The following is a 15,929-nucleotide window of genomic DNA, read 5'->3' on the forward strand; positions in this document are numbered from 1 at the left end:
AGGATCCAGCGGATGCTCATTGGCCGGGGCGAAGTCCATGGCTGGCCTCCCTGTTCAGCCCGGCGATCTATTGGCCTTGAGGACCGTCGGGGCGTCGAATTGATGGACCCGTGGGACCCTGAGTCTATTCCAGGCCCCCTCCGCATGTCAGCAGGCAAGTATGGCCGGGAAGCACCCCGGTCCGGTGCCAGGGGGCTCGCCACCGCGGCCTACGAAAGCGGACGACGGCGTGACGGTTCCCGCCGTCGTCCGCTTCGTTCGGTTCTACTCGTAGGCCAAAGTTCTTACCTGGCCGCGGCATTCCGATCACCGCACCAGCAACGGTTCCGGCGGCAACCGTACCGAGGATTGCCACCGGGGCCCAGCCCATCGGACCCGGGCCGGGCTGCATCGGGGCGCCCATCGGAGCGAATCCGGCAGCGAAGGTGCCGATCTGGTTGCCGACGGCCATACCCGTGCACCGGACGGGTGCAGGGCGATGGCGTTGATTTCGTGATCGCCGTTCCCGGGATCCTCCGTCCGGAGGCCGCACCCTGCGATATAGGGTTCCGGAGGGAGCGACACTTAAGGGACCATTAAAGGGACCATTGTCGGCACGGGGAGAGTCACATGCGCAAATCAGTTTCGTCCGGCGTCGCTGTTCCCACGGCATTTCTCTTCGCCTTGTTGCTTTCGGGATGCGGTCAGCAGGCAGCGCCGCCGGCATCGGGCACTGCGAGCGGACCCGCGTCCACAGCCACGGCAACCGCAGCACCGGGCCAAGGGCCCTCGTCGGGCGGGACACCGGGCGCTACTGGCGCCCCCACGTCATCGGCAGCCTGGACCAATTACACGACGGCGGACGGCCAGCTGACATTCGAACTGCCTGCCGCGTGGAGCGTCAGGGATCCCGCCGGTGAGCTGGCTGAAGGTGGTGGCGCATTCGCGGAGGTTACGAACCAGGCCGGGAAGCCGTTGGCTACTCTCCGGACCAACATGGCCACGGGTTCCACCTGCACGGAGCGGTACCCGTACTCCATCCTGGACTCGCAGGAGATGACGGCGCTGACGCAGAACGGTGCGGCGCCCCGGTACGTGTTCGAGACCCGCGGCAACGCCGAGGATCCCGGGCCGGCGGATACGCCGGGAGCTGCCTACGGCATCGTGACCGGCCCCGTACCAACGGGGGATTCTGCGTGTTATATGTTCCACTTCTTCATCTGGCCGCCCAACTCTGCCATGTTCGGGGCGTTCTACGATCCCGCCAACAACGTGACGCCTGGAGACGCAGCCCTGCCGTATCTGGAGAAGGCGAAGAAGTACGCGAACACTCCCGAGTACCGGGATATCAGGAGGATGATCACCTCGCTCCGGCCGGCGAGTTAGGCGAGCAAAAATCGGGCCGGGTGCGCGGGTTGACACCGATCGGCACGGTCACGGTGTGTCTTTTGCGGTGCTGGCGATTGGTTGTTGCCAAAAGCGGCTCGATAAGGCCAAGGTGAGGTAGGTCACATCAAGGTGTTGAGTCCGGCCGCGGCTACCCGAAGCCGTGTACCTGCAGTGGAGGTCAACCATGAGCGCAACCCAAGACAAAGTGTTCGACGCACCTCCCGAAGGTGGCGAACCCGGACTCAAGCGGGTCCTGGGACCCAAGCTCCTGCTCCTGTTCATCGTCGGTGACATCCTCGGCGCCGGCGTGTACGCCGTCACCGGCACCATGGCCGGCACGGTCGGCGGCATCGTCTGGCTGCCGTTCCTGCTCGCCTTCGTTGTCGCGACGCTGACCGCGTGCTCCTACCTCGAGCTGGTCACGCAGTACCCCCAGGCAGCCGGTGCTGCGCTGTACGTGCACAAGGCGTTCGGCATCCACTTCGTGACCTTCCTGGTGGCGTTCGCCGTCGTCTGTTCCGGCATCACGAGCGCCGCGACATCCGCGAACGTACTCGCGCAGAACCTCTTCGGGGGCTTGGTGATCAACGGCTGGATGGGCATGCCCGGACAGGGAGCGGTCACCGCCGTCGCGCTGGGGTTCATGTTGCTGCTGGCGGCGATCAACCTGCGCGGCGTGGGCGAGAGCGTGAAGTTCAACGTGGTGCTTACCCTGGTCGAGGTGACCGCCCTGTGCATCGTGATCGGCGTCGGCTTCTTCGTGATGGCCCAGGGAACCGGAAACCTCGGAGAGATCACCGTCTTCACTGACTCCCAGGACAAGGGCCTGTTCCTGGCAGTCACCGCCGCCACTTCCATCGCGTTCTTTGCAATGGTCGGCTTCGAGGACTCGGTGAACATGGTCGAGGAGACCCAGAACCCCGAGCGGATCTTCCCCCGGACCATGCTGACCGGTCTCGGCATCGCGGTGATCCTCTACATGCTGGTGGCCGTGTCCGTGGTCACCGTGCTCTCGCCCACCGAACTCGAAGGGATCCGGGAGGCCGAAGGCGCCGCGCTCCTTGAGGTGGTGTCCAAGGGCTCACCGGATTTCCCGATCGACAAGGTGTTCCCGTTCCTCGCGGTCTTCGCCGTCGCCAACACCGCATTGATCAACATGTTGATGGCCAGCCGCCTGATCTACGGCATGGCCCGCCAGGATGTCCTGCCGCGAGCGTTGGGAAAGGTCCTCCCGGGACGCAGGACGCCGTGGGCCGGCATCGCCTTCTCGACCGTCCTCGCGCTGGGGCTGATCTGGTACGTCACGTCCGACCCGGACAGCAACGTCGTCGCGAACCTCTCAGGCACAACGGCGTTCCTGCTGCTGTGCGTCTTCACCGTGGTGAATGTGGCCTGCCTCGTACTACGCGGCAAGAGGGACCCCCACCGTAAGGTGTTCTTCACCTCGCCCGGTCAGCTGCCACTCGTTGCGGCCCTGCTGTGTGCCTTCCTCGCCGGTCCGTGGGTGGGCCGGCCTGTCATCCAGTATCAGATCGCCGGCGGTCTGATGGCGATTGGCGTCGTGCTGTGGTTCATCACGTGGTTGATCACGAAGCGGACCAACACGGGGCCGGGCGAACCGGTCGGCATGCAGAACGTCGGCAGGGACGGCTAGCTTCCACCTCTCGAACCCCCAGGATCAGTGATGACCGACCGCCTGATGCTGCTCGACACTGCGTCTCTGTACTTCCGTGCTTTCTACGGCGTTCCCGAGACGATCCGCCGCGCCGATGGCACGCCGGTGAATGCCGTTCGCGGCCTGCTGGACATGATCGCCCGGCTCACCACCGACTACGACGCGACGCACCTCGTTGCGTGCTGGGACGAGGACTGGCGTCCGCAGTGGCGGGTGGACCTCATCCCGGGCTACAAGTCGCACCGGGTCGCGGAGGAGGTCACGGGTGCCCCCGACATGGAGGCTGTGCCGGAGGCGCTCGAGGCGCAGATCCCGATGATCCGCCGGGTGCTGGACGTCGCGGGCATCGCCGTTGTGGGGGCCGCCGGGCATGAGGCGGACGACGTCGTCGGCACCTACGCCAGCCACGCTCAGCTTCCCGTCGATGTGGTGACGGGGGACCGCGACCTCTTCCAGGTCATCGACGACGCCCGCCAGGTGCGGGTGATCTACACCGCCCGCGGCATGAAGAACCTTGAGGTCCTCACCGACGCGGGGGTCGTCGGCAAGTACCGCGTGTTGCCCGGGCAGTACGCCGACTACGCGACCCTCCGCGGCGACACCTCCGACGGGTTGCCGGGCGTCGCCGGCATCGGGGAGAAGACCGCCGCGTCGCTCCTCGGGGAGTACGGCACACTCGACGGGATACTCGCCGCCGCGGATGCGGGCAGCGGGCTGTCCGCATCCGTGCGCTCGAAGCTCGCCGCGGCCGCGGACTACCTTGGAGTCGCGCCCGCCGTCGTGAGGGTCGTGCGCGACCTCGAGCTGCCGACGCTTGAACAGGCGGGCGCGCAGCTGCATCCTGTCGCCGGCGATTCCCGCGCCGAACTTGAAGCGCTCGCGACCGACTGGAACCTCGGCGGCTCGGTCAGGAGGTTTCTCGAGGCGCTTGACCGGCGTCATTGAGGGCAATGTTTTTGCGCCGCTGGTACAGCGTCGTCGAAGCCATTGACGGAAGGATGCGGATGTCCACGGATCTGCCCGCACGGGGGGTGCGCCGGTTACGACCACGGGGCAGAGGCCAGGAGCGCGAAGAGCGGTTCGAAGTCGTACATGCTGGTGCTGTTGCTCATAACAACGATGCCGAGGCCGCGGCCGGGGTAAAGGGGCATGACATTCCTGAAGCCCGCGCCGGCGCCGAAATGCTCCACCCACTGCCCCGGGGTGTTCGTCGGCCGGCGAAACCAGCCGGTTCCGTGGTCGAACGGCTTACCCGTCTGGTCAATGGTGCGCATGCTGCGGGCGGACTCGGGGAGAGGACCCGGGTTCCGTCGATCTCGCCGTCGCGAAGGTGCAGACGAAGGACTCTGCCCGCATCCAGGACGTCGCCCACCAGGCCGCCGTACGCGGGACCATCCACGTAAAAAGGGTCCAGTGACAGGTACGGGCCGTGATGGTCGCCGGCGACCCCGCCGGGCAGCAGGCCGCGCAGCACGGGGTCCACGATCCGGGGTGCCTTGACGTAGCCGGTCGCCCTGTGTTCGCCGTCCGGATAGCGGAACCCGGTGTGTTCCATGCCCACAGGCCGCAGGACGGAGTCGTGGACGTACGTCTCAAAGGGCACTCCGGACGCGGCGGCGATGATCTGCCCGGCGGCAAGGTAGCCGACGTGGGAGTACCTGGCTCCCTGCCCGGCCGGATGGCGGCAGGCGCGGCGCCTGCCCATCAGGCGGCGGAGCAGGGCCTCGGGGTCCGGCGGATCCGCGCCCGCCGGGTGCACCCAGCGAATGGGCATGGGGTTGCCGAATCCCGCGGTGTGGTTGAGTAACTGGCCCACGTTCTGCGTCCCCGGCACCCGCAGGTAATCAACGTACTCGTCGGCCGGGGCGAACAGATCCAGGCGGCCTTCGTCAACGAGCCGGTTCGCCGCCGTCGCGGTCACGATCTTGGACATGGAGAACCACAGATACGACGTCGATGCGGTTGCCGGCGTATGGGCTGAGCGGCCGGCGAGGCCGTAGCCGGCGGCGAGGAGCACTCGATCACGATTCACCACGGCCATGGAGAGGCCCGGGACGCCGCCCCGGCGCATCACCGTGGTGACGGCCGACGTCGCGCCGCTAGGTGCCCTGCCCGCCGCGATGTTTTCGCCCGGCGCTCGCGGGTTGGTGCCGTCTCACCATGGCTCATCCTTTTCGCCCCGGCCAGCGAAGGTGCCGGGTCACGCGTTGACATGCTACGGGTCCCCGCCCGAGGCCAAGGTGAGTGTTTCCCAAATGCCCGCCCATGGGTGGGCATATCTGCCAGCAGCCCTTTAGGTTTAGCGTGTAGTGCTGGAGTCAGACGGCGTAGCGAAGAATTCCGGCGGCCTGCACATTCTCCGGCATATCGGACCGTCGCACCGCGAGGACGCGGGCACCCGCTCCGAGAGCCCGCCGGGCAATTTCCTCGATCGCGTTCTGGCCCGTATTCGTATCCAGGCTGAGCAGGCCATCGTCTCCAACGGAACCTTTGACCTCTGCATCCATGTCCACGACGAGCGTAGCTACCGCACCGAAGGCAGCCGCCCGTGCCAGATCGCTGAGGTCCGTCGAGGCACGACCGTTGGTGCGGCGCTCCTCAAACGTCGTTTGCAGCGCAACAAGATCGGCCGCGTAGATCCGGTCGAGCACACCGCGCGCCGCATCCGCCAACTGGGCCGAGGTCAGTTCGTCGGGGTTCCCCTCGATGACCTCTGAAGCGAGGTGTGCGTATCCTGCGAGATTGCGGTAGATGCTCCTGAGCGGCTCCGTCGCAGCGATAACCAGCGGTAAGGACTGACCGTTCAGGATTGGCCGGAGCGCGTGGTCGACGGAGCGGGCGTACTGGGTCAGCCGCACCTTGCGTCCCTCGTTGCCCTGGAGCCGCCCGGAGGGGGCACGGCCGCCGATCGAGTCGAGCCCAACGGCACTTGCGGCATCACTTGGCATGCCCGGCACCGTGATTTCATCGGCAGGCCGGTCGGCCGAGACTTCCACGAGGTGCGCCCCGTTCTGTGAGATTGCGAGGACGAGCGCCGCATTGGGGAAGGTCAAGGCCCGGAGGAGCGGGGTGATTGCGAACCGATCAGCCACGCTCACATGGTCTTCGAGATCGTTGGGCAAACGGAACTCAAGAACCGATGACGGTGTCGCGAAAATGGCCAGGCTCCGGCCCATATCAAACCAAAACTCCGGGGCTTCCAGCAGCTCGTTGAGAAATGCTTCTATCGCGGCCACCGGTTCTTTGCCTCCCCCCTCACGGAGCCGATCAATGGCGGAACCGAACAACACACGCGCCCTGGTCTGGTTCTTCTCCGAATCGGCCGGGACGCTGCTTGTTGATAAATACACTGTGACGCTGTGTGGATCGCGTGCGGCGGCCAGACGTTCCACGTCGTATCGGGTGGGCATATCAATATGCATGGGGCGATCCTTTGCTATCTCTCCGGTGAGTGCATAATGGGGGCATATTCCTGCGGCTGCTCGATGCTGTCGGTACCGCCGGGCAGCGATACCTGATCAGCCCAGCTTCTGACCCTCGGATGCCCGTGTCAACAGACGGCGGAAGTTGTACCGCACTGGGTTGCTCCTGGAAGCGGCCTGACGGCCGTGGAACGTCACCCTGATGTTCCATCAAGGCGCCCGGGCAGAAACTGCAGGGTCTTGACGTGGAGATCCAAAGCGGAGGACGCTCGTTTCAGGCCCTCCGGCCGTACCGGACCAGCTGAGGTTCGGCGTCGCAGGTCCACACCTGGAACACTGACCCGAGGAGCCCCCATGAGCCCCCAATTCAACGAGCTGCTGACCCGCCAGGCCGGCAGCGGGTTGCCGTAAGCCGCCGGCCATCCACTCTCAGGCCGATCAGAGAATGGCGCTCACATATGCCTTCACGGCCACGCTGTGGCACTATCCGGGAGAAGCAGGGTGGCACTTCCTCACCCTCCCCGGACAGCTTGCAGCGGAGATCAGGGAGGACACGGCACCGTTCCGTCGGGGCTTTGGTTCCGTCAAAATCACGGCCACGGTCGCCGGCCACCACTGGTCCACGTCACTCTTTCCCGACAGCAAGAGCGGCACCTATCTTCTTCCCGTCAAAAAGGCGGTCAGAACGTTTGCCGGCCTGGAGGCAGGGGCTCAGGTCACGGTTCACCTTGAGGTGCCCGAGTCAGGTTGAGCACCCCCGGCCGCCTCGGGTGTTTACTCCTCCTCATCCTCTGGCGCGTGCCGGCGTAGGAGACGAGAATGGGCCTGTGTTCCCCCTCGCCCTGACGGGGACTGGCCTGCGATGAACGCCGCCGCCCGCAAGATCCAGCGCATCTACCTCACGTTGACGCTGGGAAATACCCTCGCGGCCTCGCTTATCTGGGGGATCAATACCCTCTTCCTGTTGGATGCCGGTCTCAGCAACCTCGAGGCGTTTACCGCCAACGCGTTTTTCACGGCCGGAATGGTGCTGTTCGAGGTGCCGACCGGGGTGATAGCGGACGGGTGGGGGCGCCGCACGTCGTTCCTGCTCGGCACCGTGACCCTGGCCGTGACGACCTACTTCTACTACCTGCTTTGGCAGCTTTCTGCCCCGTTCTGGTCGTGGGCGGTGGTGTCGGTGTTGCTCGGCCTGGGCTTCACGTTCTTCTCTGGCGCGGTTGAGGCGTGGCTCGTCGACGCCTTGCGCTTTTCGGGTTTTGAAGGCGGGCTGGAGGCGGTGCTCGGGCGGGGCCAAATGGTGTCGGGGGTGGGGATGCTCGTGGGCTCGGTGGCCGGCGGTGTGATTGCGCAAGTCACCAATCTGGGCGTGCCGTTCCTGCTGCGCGTCGGCGTGCTGCTGGTGATGTTTGTGGTGGCCTTTACTCTCATGCGCGATGTCGGGTTCACCCCCGAACGTTCGACACATCCACTGCAGGCAACCCGGGCCGTCCTCTCCGCCTCGATCGAGAACGGATTGAAAAATCCGCCGGTGCGCTACGTGATGCTGGCAGCGCCGTTCAGTGCCGGCGTCGGGTTCTACGTGTTCTATGCCCTCCAGCCGCACCTCCTTGAGCTCTTCGGAGACCCGCGAGCGTATTCCGTGGCGGGCCTGGCGGCGGCACTCGTGGCGGGAGCACAGGTGCTTGGCGGTTGGCTGGCTCCCCGCCTCCGGCTCCTCGTCCGCAAACGCACGACGGTGCTGATTCTGAGCAGCATAATGAGTGCCTTGATTCTGGTCGTTCTCGGGTTCACCAGGGTCTTCTGGGTGGCCCTCGTGCTGCTGGCGCTCTGGGCCGTGGTGTCCTCGGCAGGCACCCCGGTGCGGCAGGCCTACCTGAACGGCATGATCGCCTCGAAGCAGCGGGCCACAGTGCTGAGCTTCGACTCACTCATCGGGTCCAGCGGTGGAGTGGTGGTACAGCCGGTGCTTGGCCGGGCAGCGGACGTGTACGGCTACCCTGCCTCGCTGGCAACCGGCGGCGTGATCCAGTTGATCGCCGTGCCCTTCCTTCTGGCGAGCCGCCGGCAGCGCCACCGGTCCGATCAAACCAGCACCCCTGGCGCGGAATCCTAGGTGCCTCGGCGGTGCCGTCACCCGCCGGAAGCCATGACGTTTCCTCCGCTTCGGCGGCGCTTTCGGACGGTATTGACTCCCGCGGCCCCGAGCCTACGATAGTTCGCATCAGCACCTTCGAGGAGCAGATGGGTGTTGTCCGTCGCTGATGCTGAGCACGTTGATGACCCGGGCAGCGAGCCCGGGCCTGGCACGACGGGGCCGGTTACGCCGAGTTGCCGGCGGACGTCTTTTACATTCTGGATGGCAGCTGGGGTGACTTCCAGGAACCTGATCACCACCGATCACGAGGGAGAAACAATCATGCTGAAGGATCTCGAAATCATCGCAGTCCTCCCCGCTACGGACATCGCCCGGGCACGTAACTACTACCGTGACGTGCTGGGACTGGAGCCCGCCGACGCCATGGATGAGGAGAACCTGATGTACCGCTGCGGCAAGGGAACGGCCTTCCTGCTCTACAAGACCGGCAATGCAGGAACAGCGAAAAACACCCAGATGGGCTGGGCAACAGAGAACATCGAGGCCGAGGTGCAGGATCTGCGCGACCGCGGTGTCGTGTTCGAGGAGTACGACTTTCCTTCTCTGAAGACTGAGAATGGGATCGCTTCTACTCCCGTGGGCAAGGCAGCGTGGTTCCTGGACAGCGAGGGCAACATCCTGAATCTCCTCCAGCGCTAGCAGCGCCGGCACTCCTCACGCTGCCTTACCGTGTGCGGGCTCTCCCTGCGACCCGACGGCCTCCTCGGGGAGGCGTCCGGTGATGAACAGGGCGGAGATCGCCAGCAACGCGGTCAGAGCCAGCGCTGCACGCAGGGCCTCCAGACGGGAGTCGGAGTTGACCGACATGATGGCATCGGCCGTCGCCTGGTCGACTCCGGCCTCCTCGAGCGCGCCGCGGAGCTGCGTATCGGAAATGAACGGGACGCCGCCGGCCAGATCGACCGAGGCTTGTTCCTGCACGGAGCTCGGAACGGCGGGATTGTTCTGGATGCCGGCCATAAACGAAGCGCTCAGGGTGGCGATGAGCACCGACCCGATCAGCGCAGTCCCTAGGGAGGCCCCGAGGTTGGTGGCCGTGTTCTGCAGCCCGCCGACCTCCGCGCTCTGTGAGTCCGGGACGGCGGAAACCGTGATGGCGCCCAGCTGGGAGGACAGCGCCCCCAGCCCAAAGCCCATCAACAGCATCGGGATGGCCACAATGCCCGCATTCGCCCCTGGGTCCATTCCTGCCACGAGGATGAGGATGCCGACGATCATCAGCATCAGCCCCCGCCGGACGACACGGCGCGGGTTGGCACGCGGCCAGACCTTGGGGATTCCGGCCGCGGCCAAAATCAGTGCCACGGACAGCGGGAAAATACGGATTCCGGTCTCCAATGCGCTCAACTCCAACACCACCGACAGGAACAGGGGGATGGTGAAGAACACGCCGGCCTGCACGAGGAATTGAGCGAAGAAGACGCTGAGCCCGCCGGTGAGACGCTGGTTCCGGAACAGCCCGGGGTCGATCAGGGGATCGCCGCCCACTGCGGCAAGGTGCGATGTCCGCCGCAGGAAGACATAGAGGACAAGCAGTCCGCCGATCAGCAGCCACACCACGGGGGAGAGCCCCAGGGCGGTCGGTGCGCCAGGTTTGGGCTGTACCCAGCCCCACTCACCCGATCGCAACACACCGTACACCATCATTGCCAGTCCCACTATCGACAATGCGGACCCCACAAAATCGAGCCGGACCTTGGCCGGCGGTACGTCCTCAACCTTGCGCAGGAGCAGCAGGATTCCGAGGACAATGACGACCTCGCCGACGAAAACGTACCGCCAGGATGCAAACGTGGTCACTGCACCGCCGATGAGCGGGCCCGCGGCGACCGCCATGGCGCCCGCTGCAGCCACCAGCCCGTAGGCTCCGGCGCGGCGTTCGGGCGGAAAATTGGCCGCGACGAGCGCGACGATCGCGGGCATAATCAGTGCCGCACCGATACCCTCCAGGAGGGACCAGCCAAGGAGCAGCACTCCAAGGTTAGGAGCAAGCGCCGTGGTGAGTGACCCTGCGGCATAGATGATCAGGCCGAGTGCAAACGCGCGGCGGCGGCCCATGATGGTCCCCACCTTGCCGCCGGTGATCATCAGCGATGCCATGACAAGGGTGTACAGGGTGATCGCCGTTTGGATCCCGGTGATCGTCGTCCCCAGGTCCGCGGCCACCGTGGCCATCGAAACGTTCATCACCGAGCTGTCGAGGGTCATCAGGAACTGGCTGGATGCCAGCACCGCCAGGACCAGCCCGGAGCCAGTCCGGGCCGTTGTCGTCGCCCCCGGACTCACGATTCTGACCTCGTGAGCGTCCCGCTTGCCATTGCGCGCATGAACGCCATGCTCCGTGCCCCCGATTGGCCTGTCAAGACCGCGCATTGCGCCGCCCTTTTTGGCCCCCTACCAGGCGGCCGCAGGGCCCCGCCCGAAATATCACCCTGCCGGACGCCTTACCTGCCGCGTGCTTCCGGGCCTACAGTAGGGCATGTACAGGCCGTCGACAGGAGCGCCCCAGTGATTACCCTGCAGATCGAACACTTGGTCCGGGACTTCGGTATGTGGAGGAGGGCCTTTGACAGCGACCCACTGAACCGCGCCGCGTCGGGCGTGCGGTCGTACCGGATCTCGCGTCCCCTCGACCAGGAGGACTACGTGATGCTGGAGATGGATTTCGATACGCAGGCAGCTGCGGTGGATTTCCTGGGCCGGCTGCAGAACGACACCTGGAAGACCGGTGTAACGGCGCCGGCGCTGGTCGGCGAGCCGTCGACCAGGATCATCGAGACGGTCGCCATCGAGACGGTGTCCGCCCTCTAAGCCAGCCGTTCACCCTGCCGGGATTGACGTTTGGCGTGTCGCGGCTGGTTCGACGGCGTCGGGCTGGGCCGCGCGCCCACTCGGCCGGTCACTGGAACGCAACAGACGCCGAAGGCGCCGCAGGATATTCTTGGTGTATGACTGCCGCAGCCCCCTCAACCGTCGCCTTTGACGGACGCTTTGCCCGGGAGCTCGCGGAAATGTCCATACCCTGGCAGGCGGAGGAGGCACCTGACCCGAGGCTCCTCGTGCTCAACGAGGCGCTGGCCGCCGAGCTGGGCCTTGATGCCGACTACCTGCGGGGCTCCGACGGCGTACTTCTGCTGATCGGCAACCTGGTCCCCAGCGGCGCCACTCCTGTGGCCCAGGCCTACACCGGCCACCAGTTCGGCTGGTTGGCCCCCCGGCTCGGCGACGGCCGGGCGCTTCTGCTCGGTGAGATCACGGACACCTCCGGCAACCTTCGCGATGTCCACCTCAAGGGCTCCGGACGCACACCGTTCGCCCGCGGCGGCGACGGCCTGGCGGTGGTCGGTCCGATGCTGCGGGAGTACATCGTGAGCGAAGCGATGCACGCCATGGGCATCCCCACCACACGGTCCCTCGCCGTGGTGGCGACGGGGCGCCAGGTGTTCCGCGAAACCATGCTGCCAGGTGCGGTACTCACACGGGTCGCTTCCAGCCATCTGCGTGTTGGCAGCTTCCAGTACGCCCGCGCCACCGGCGATCTGAACCTTTTGCGCCGCCTCGCCGATCATGCGATCGCCCGCCACTACCCTGGCGCCGCGGAGGCAGAGCAGCCCTATCTCGCACTGTTCCAGGCGGTGGTCGCAGCCCAGGCGTCACTGGTGGCACAGTGGATGCTCGCGGGTTTCGTGCACGGCGTCATGAACACCGACAACATGACCATTTCCGGCGAGACCATCGATTACGGGCCCTGCGCCTTCCTGGACGACTTCGACCCGGCCACGGTTTTCAGCTCGATCGACGAGACCGGGCGCTACTCGTACCGCAACCAGCCGGTCATGGCGGAATGGAACCTCACGCGGCTCGCGGAGTCGCTGCTGCCCCTCTTCCACGACCAGCAGGAGCAGGCGGTCGCCCAGGCACAGGAGGCCCTCGCCGCGTTCCGCCGGCAGTACAGCGCGGCCTGGTCGGCCGGCATGGCGGCGAAACTCGGTCTGCCTGACGGGCTCGACGACGACGTGGCCTCACCCCTGGTGGATGAGGTGCTCAGCCTCCTGCAGGCGGGCCGGGCTGATCACACATTGTTCTTCCGGAGCCTCAGCGCTGCCGCCCGGGGCGACGCCGAACCGGTGCGGAGCCTGCTGCCTGATCCCTCAGCGTTCGATGCGTGGGCCGGGCGCTGGATCGCCCTCGCTCCCGACGCCGACGCGATGGACCGGGTCAACCCCGCCTACATCCCGCGGAACCACCTGGTCGAGGAGGCCCTCGACGCCGCCACGGGCGGCGATCTGGAACCGCTCGGGCTCCTCCTGAACGCGGTGACCAGACCGTACGACGAGCGCCCCGGCCTGGAGCGATACGCTGCCGCCGCGCCCGAAGACTTCGGCGCCTACCGGACCTTCTGCGGAACCTGAGCCGCGCGCAGCCCGCGAGGCGCCTTAGGCGAGGGAGAGGAAGAGCTTTTCCAGGTCCTTCGTGCTCATACTCGAGTCCTGCCGTACCGCGCACTGCTCCAGTCCGCTGGCAATGATGGCGAATCCCGCCCGGTCCAGGGCTTTCGAGACGGCGGCCAGCTGCGTGACGGTGTCCTTGCAGTCGCGTCCCTCCTCCAGCATCCGGATGACGGCCCCCAGCTGCCCTTGAGCGCGCTTGAGCCGGTTGATGGCGGGGGCGAGTTCGGCTGAATCGAGGTCCATGGGTGTCTCCAAAGTTAGGGTTGGCTATACTCAAGGATATACCCCCGTGGGTATTTTTGACTACCCCCAGGGGTATCTGCAATACTCGGTAGGGTATTCAGCTTCTCTTGCCCGTCTCGAAAGGACACCCATGACCACCCCTTCCACTTCCTCCGCCCAGGCTTCCTCCGCTGCACCGGCAGTCACCACGCTTGCTCCGGAAACGCTGCGCAGCTGGTTCCAGGAACACCAGGACCTCGTCGTGATCGATGTCCGTTCGGCCGCCGAGTTTGAAAACATGCATATCCGCGGTTCCTACAACGTGCCGCTGCCGCTGCTCTCCGAGCACACTGACGAATTGGCCGCCCGCCTGGGCAGCCGCGTCGTGCTTGTCTGCCAGTCGGGAGCCCGCGCCGAACAGGCTCGGCAGCGCCTGGGTGGCGTGGGTATCGGCAACGCCTATGTTCTGACAGGCGGCGCCCCCGGGTTCGCTGAGGCTGGCGGAGACGTGGTCCGTGGCAAGTCGCGCTGGGACCTCGAACGCCAGGTCCGGCTTGCTGCCGGTTCTCTCGTGGTTCTGGGCCTTGCCGGAGGCAAGTTCGTCTCGCCCAAGGTCCAGCTCCTCGCCGGATTCGTCGGCGCCGGACTGACCTTCTCAGCAGCCACCAACACCTGTGCCATGGGCCAGGCGATCTCTGCCATGCCATGGAACAAGGCCGCCCAGGAGCCGACCCGCGAGTCCGCCATCCTGCAGTTCCCCATTGAGGCATCCCCGGCCCCGGAGTCCAAGGCCTCATGACCACCACGCTGATCCTCGTTCTTGCCCTGTCGGTGCTCATCGGGCTGTCGCTCGGTGTGCTCGGCGGTGGCGGATCCATCCTGACGGTGCCGATCCTGGTCTACGTGGCCGGATTCGAAGCCAAGGAAGCGATTGCCGCCTCCCTGTTCGTGGTCGGCGTGACCTCGGCCGTCAGCGTCGTCAGCCACGCCCGTGCCGGACGTGTCATGTGGCGCACCGGCCTGCTGTTCGGCGCTGCCGGCATGGTCGGCGCCTTCGTGGGCGGCCTCCTGGGCGGGCACATCCCCGGCCAGATCCTGCTCATCGCGTTTGCCCTGATGATGGTGGCCACCTCCATCGCCATGATCCGCGGACGCAAGAAGAAAGCTGGCTCGGGCACCGAGGCGCCCAAGCACACCGAACTGCCGCTGTTCCGCGTCCTGCTCGACGGCCTCGTCGTCGGCCTGGTCACCGGCCTGGTCGGTGCCGGCGGCGGTTTCCTGGTAGTCCCGGCCCTCGCGCTGCTCGGCGGCCTGCCGATGGCAATCGCCGTCGGAACCTCGCTCGTCGTGATCGCCATGAAGTCCTTCGCCGGCCTGGCCGGTTACCTCACCACCGTGGAGCTGGACTGGGGGATCACGCTGGCCGTGACGGGGGCTGCCATCGTGGGCACCCTGATCGGGTCCAAGCTCGCCGGCCGCATTCCGGAAGCGGCCCTGCGCAAGGGCTTCGGCTGGTTCGTGCTGGTGATGGGCGCGTTTGTCCTCATTCAGCAGGCCCCCGTGGATCTGCGCGGACCGATCGCGCTGGGTGTTGTCGGGACGGCGCTCGTCGCGGCCACAGTCTGCTGGTTCTTCGTCAGCACCTGCCCGCTGCGCAGGTCCAACCGCACCACCAGCGAAGACTCCCAGCCCACGTCGGTCTGACCGAACCGGCCCACCAGCAGTCAATCCTGAAACGAAAGGCACCACCATGGCAGAAATCAGCATCACCGAAGCAGACCAGCGCCGGAACCAGGCGCAGGTCCTGGACGTCCGCGAGGACTTCGAAGTCGCCGAAGGAATGATCCCTGGCGCAATCCACATCCCCATGGGCGAGCTGCAGGCCCGCCTGTCCGAGCTTGACGCCAAGGTCCCCGTGATCGCCATCTGCCGCAGTGGCAACCGCAGCGCCCGTGTGGCGGATGCCCTCAACGCCGCCGGCTTCACCGCAGACACCATGGATGGCGGCATGATCGCATGGACCCGCGCGGGCCTGCCGACCACCTGATCCGCCCCTGAACAGCAGTTCCCTCTCACCCCCACAACCCGGAGGAATGGAAGATAGTTATGGCAACCATCGACATCACCGAAAAGACCCTCGCCGAAACGCTGGAAACCAACGACATCGTCTTTGTCGACTTCTGGGCCGGCTGGTGCGGCCCCTGCCGCATGTTCGCGCCCACTTATGAAGCGGCATCAACGAAGCACCCGGATGTCGTCTTCGCCAAGGTGGACACCGAGGCCGAACAGGCCCTGGCGGCTGCGGCGGGAATCACCTCCATCCCCACGCTGATGGCCTTCCGCGACAAGACCCTGGTCTTCTCGCAGCCCGGCGCACTCAACGCCGCCGGCCTCGAGCAGGTCATTGAAGGCGTCAAAAACCTGGATATGGCCAGCGTGCAGGCCCAGGCAGCACAGTCACAGGGCTGACCGGGCGGCGGTTGTCCGGGCACCGCCAGTGCGGGTCCTGAACGCCGGCGCCACCCACTTGCAAGATACCCCCGGGGGTATTATTGTTGTTAGTAGTCGACGGGGCTCAGCCCCACCTCTTTACGAAGGAGAGCACATGCTTCTGGAACGCATTTATGATGAGG

At 65.9% G+C, this 15,929-nt stretch carries 15 protein-coding genes and 1 pseudogene; 12 read left to right on the forward strand and 4 right to left on the reverse strand.

Features of this window, described 5'->3' with window-relative positions:
- The first annotated feature begins 954 nt into the window (after positions 1-954).
- The 3 genes from ACZYX4_RS14715 to ACZYX4_RS14725 all read left to right on the forward strand — a co-directional run bounded on the left by ACZYX4_RS14715 (position 955) and on the right by ACZYX4_RS14725 (position 3,988).
- Positions 955-1,365 carry a hypothetical protein gene (locus ACZYX4_RS14715; RefSeq protein WP_463877134.1) on the forward strand — a complete coding sequence of 137 codons (411 nt, stop codon included), beginning with the start codon at positions 955-957 and terminating at the stop codon, positions 1,363-1,365.
- A gap of 187 nt (positions 1,366-1,552) precedes the next feature.
- The gene (locus tag ACZYX4_RS14720; protein ID WP_463877136.1) at positions 1,553-3,022 is read left to right on the forward strand and encodes an APC family permease; all 1,470 of its coding nucleotides are present in this window, start codon (positions 1,553-1,555) and stop codon (positions 3,020-3,022) included.
- Positions 3,023-3,052: 30 nt separating this feature from the next.
- Positions 3,053-3,988, forward strand: a complete 936-nt coding sequence (locus tag ACZYX4_RS14725; RefSeq protein WP_463877138.1) for a 5'-3' exonuclease — start codon at positions 3,053-3,055, stop codon at positions 3,986-3,988.
- 95 nt (positions 3,989-4,083) lie between these two features.
- Here ACZYX4_RS14725 and ACZYX4_RS14730 read toward each other — a convergent pair.
- Together ACZYX4_RS14730 and ACZYX4_RS14735 are read right to left on the reverse strand one after the other, a co-directional pair.
- Positions 4,084-5,114 (reverse strand): annotated as a pseudogene (locus ACZYX4_RS14730) (serine hydrolase domain-containing protein).
- Positions 5,115-5,361: 247 nt separating this feature from the next.
- A complete protein-coding gene (locus tag ACZYX4_RS14735) occupies positions 5,362-6,465 on the reverse strand; it encodes a baeRF11 domain-containing protein (protein ID WP_463877140.1) in 1,104 nt (367 codons plus the stop codon).
- A 445-nt stretch (positions 6,466-6,910) separates the two neighbouring features.
- Between ACZYX4_RS14735 and ACZYX4_RS14740 the strand changes: the two genes are divergently transcribed.
- The 3 genes from ACZYX4_RS14740 (at position 6,911) to ACZYX4_RS14750 (ending at position 9,262) form a co-directional block, all read left to right on the forward strand.
- A complete protein-coding gene (locus tag ACZYX4_RS14740; protein WP_463877142.1) occupies positions 6,911-7,216 on the forward strand; it encodes a DUF1905 domain-containing protein in 306 nt (101 codons plus the stop codon).
- Positions 7,217-7,327: 111 nt separating this feature from the next.
- Positions 7,328-8,581, forward strand: a complete 1,254-nt coding sequence (locus ACZYX4_RS14745) for an MFS transporter (RefSeq protein WP_463877144.1) — start codon at positions 7,328-7,330, stop codon at positions 8,579-8,581.
- A gap of 303 nt (positions 8,582-8,884) precedes the next feature.
- A complete protein-coding gene (locus tag ACZYX4_RS14750) occupies positions 8,885-9,262 on the forward strand; it encodes a VOC family protein (protein WP_463877162.1) in 378 nt (125 codons plus the stop codon).
- A 15-nt stretch (positions 9,263-9,277) separates the two neighbouring features.
- Here the strand turns inward: ACZYX4_RS14750 and ACZYX4_RS14755 are convergent, their stop codons facing one another.
- Positions 9,278-10,909 carry an MFS transporter gene (locus tag ACZYX4_RS14755; RefSeq protein ID WP_463877146.1) on the reverse strand — a complete coding sequence of 544 codons (1,632 nt, stop codon included), beginning with the start codon at positions 10,907-10,909 and terminating at the stop codon, positions 9,278-9,280.
- A 222-nt stretch (positions 10,910-11,131) separates the two neighbouring features.
- Here ACZYX4_RS14755 and ACZYX4_RS14760 point away from each other — a divergent pair, with 222 nt between their 5' ends.
- Both ACZYX4_RS14760 and ACZYX4_RS14765 read left to right on the forward strand, forming a co-directional pair.
- Positions 11,132-11,434: a hypothetical protein gene (locus ACZYX4_RS14760; RefSeq protein WP_463877148.1), complete on the forward strand. Its 303-nt coding sequence runs from the start codon at positions 11,132-11,134 to the stop codon at positions 11,432-11,434.
- Positions 11,435-11,571: 137 nt separating this feature from the next.
- Positions 11,572-13,035, forward strand: a complete 1,464-nt coding sequence (locus ACZYX4_RS14765; protein WP_463877150.1) for a protein adenylyltransferase SelO — start codon at positions 11,572-11,574, stop codon at positions 13,033-13,035.
- A 24-nt stretch (positions 13,036-13,059) separates the two neighbouring features.
- Here the strand turns inward: ACZYX4_RS14765 and ACZYX4_RS14770 are convergent, their stop codons facing one another.
- The gene (locus ACZYX4_RS14770) at positions 13,060-13,317 is read right to left on the reverse strand and encodes a metal-sensitive transcriptional regulator (RefSeq protein ID WP_463877152.1); all 258 of its coding nucleotides are present in this window, start codon (positions 13,315-13,317) and stop codon (positions 13,060-13,062) included.
- Positions 13,318-13,447: 130 nt separating this feature from the next.
- Here ACZYX4_RS14770 and ACZYX4_RS14775 point away from each other — a divergent pair, with 130 nt between their 5' ends.
- The 4 genes from ACZYX4_RS14775 to ACZYX4_RS14790 are packed head-to-tail and all read left to right on the forward strand — an operon-like array spanning position 13,448 to position 15,765.
- Entirely contained in the window at positions 13,448-14,095 is a 648-nt protein-coding gene (locus tag ACZYX4_RS14775; protein WP_463877154.1) for a rhodanese-like domain-containing protein, read from the forward strand.
- On the forward strand, positions 14,092-15,000 hold the full coding sequence (locus ACZYX4_RS14780; RefSeq protein ID WP_463877156.1) for a sulfite exporter TauE/SafE family protein: 909 nt from the start codon (positions 14,092-14,094) through the stop codon (positions 14,998-15,000). Before ACZYX4_RS14775 ends, ACZYX4_RS14780 begins: the two co-directional genes overlap by 4 nt.
- Before the next feature lie 46 nt (positions 15,001-15,046).
- Positions 15,047-15,343 carry a rhodanese-like domain-containing protein gene (locus ACZYX4_RS14785; protein ID WP_354350432.1) on the forward strand — a complete coding sequence of 99 codons (297 nt, stop codon included), beginning with the start codon at positions 15,047-15,049 and terminating at the stop codon, positions 15,341-15,343.
- 59 nt (positions 15,344-15,402) lie between these two features.
- Complete coding sequence (locus ACZYX4_RS14790; RefSeq protein ID WP_463877158.1) at positions 15,403-15,765, forward strand: thioredoxin family protein; 363 nt, start codon at positions 15,403-15,405, stop codon at positions 15,763-15,765.
- Positions 15,766-15,929 lie beyond the last annotated feature (164 nt).

The sequence above is a fragment of the Pseudarthrobacter leeuwenhoeki genome (assembly GCF_055412885.1).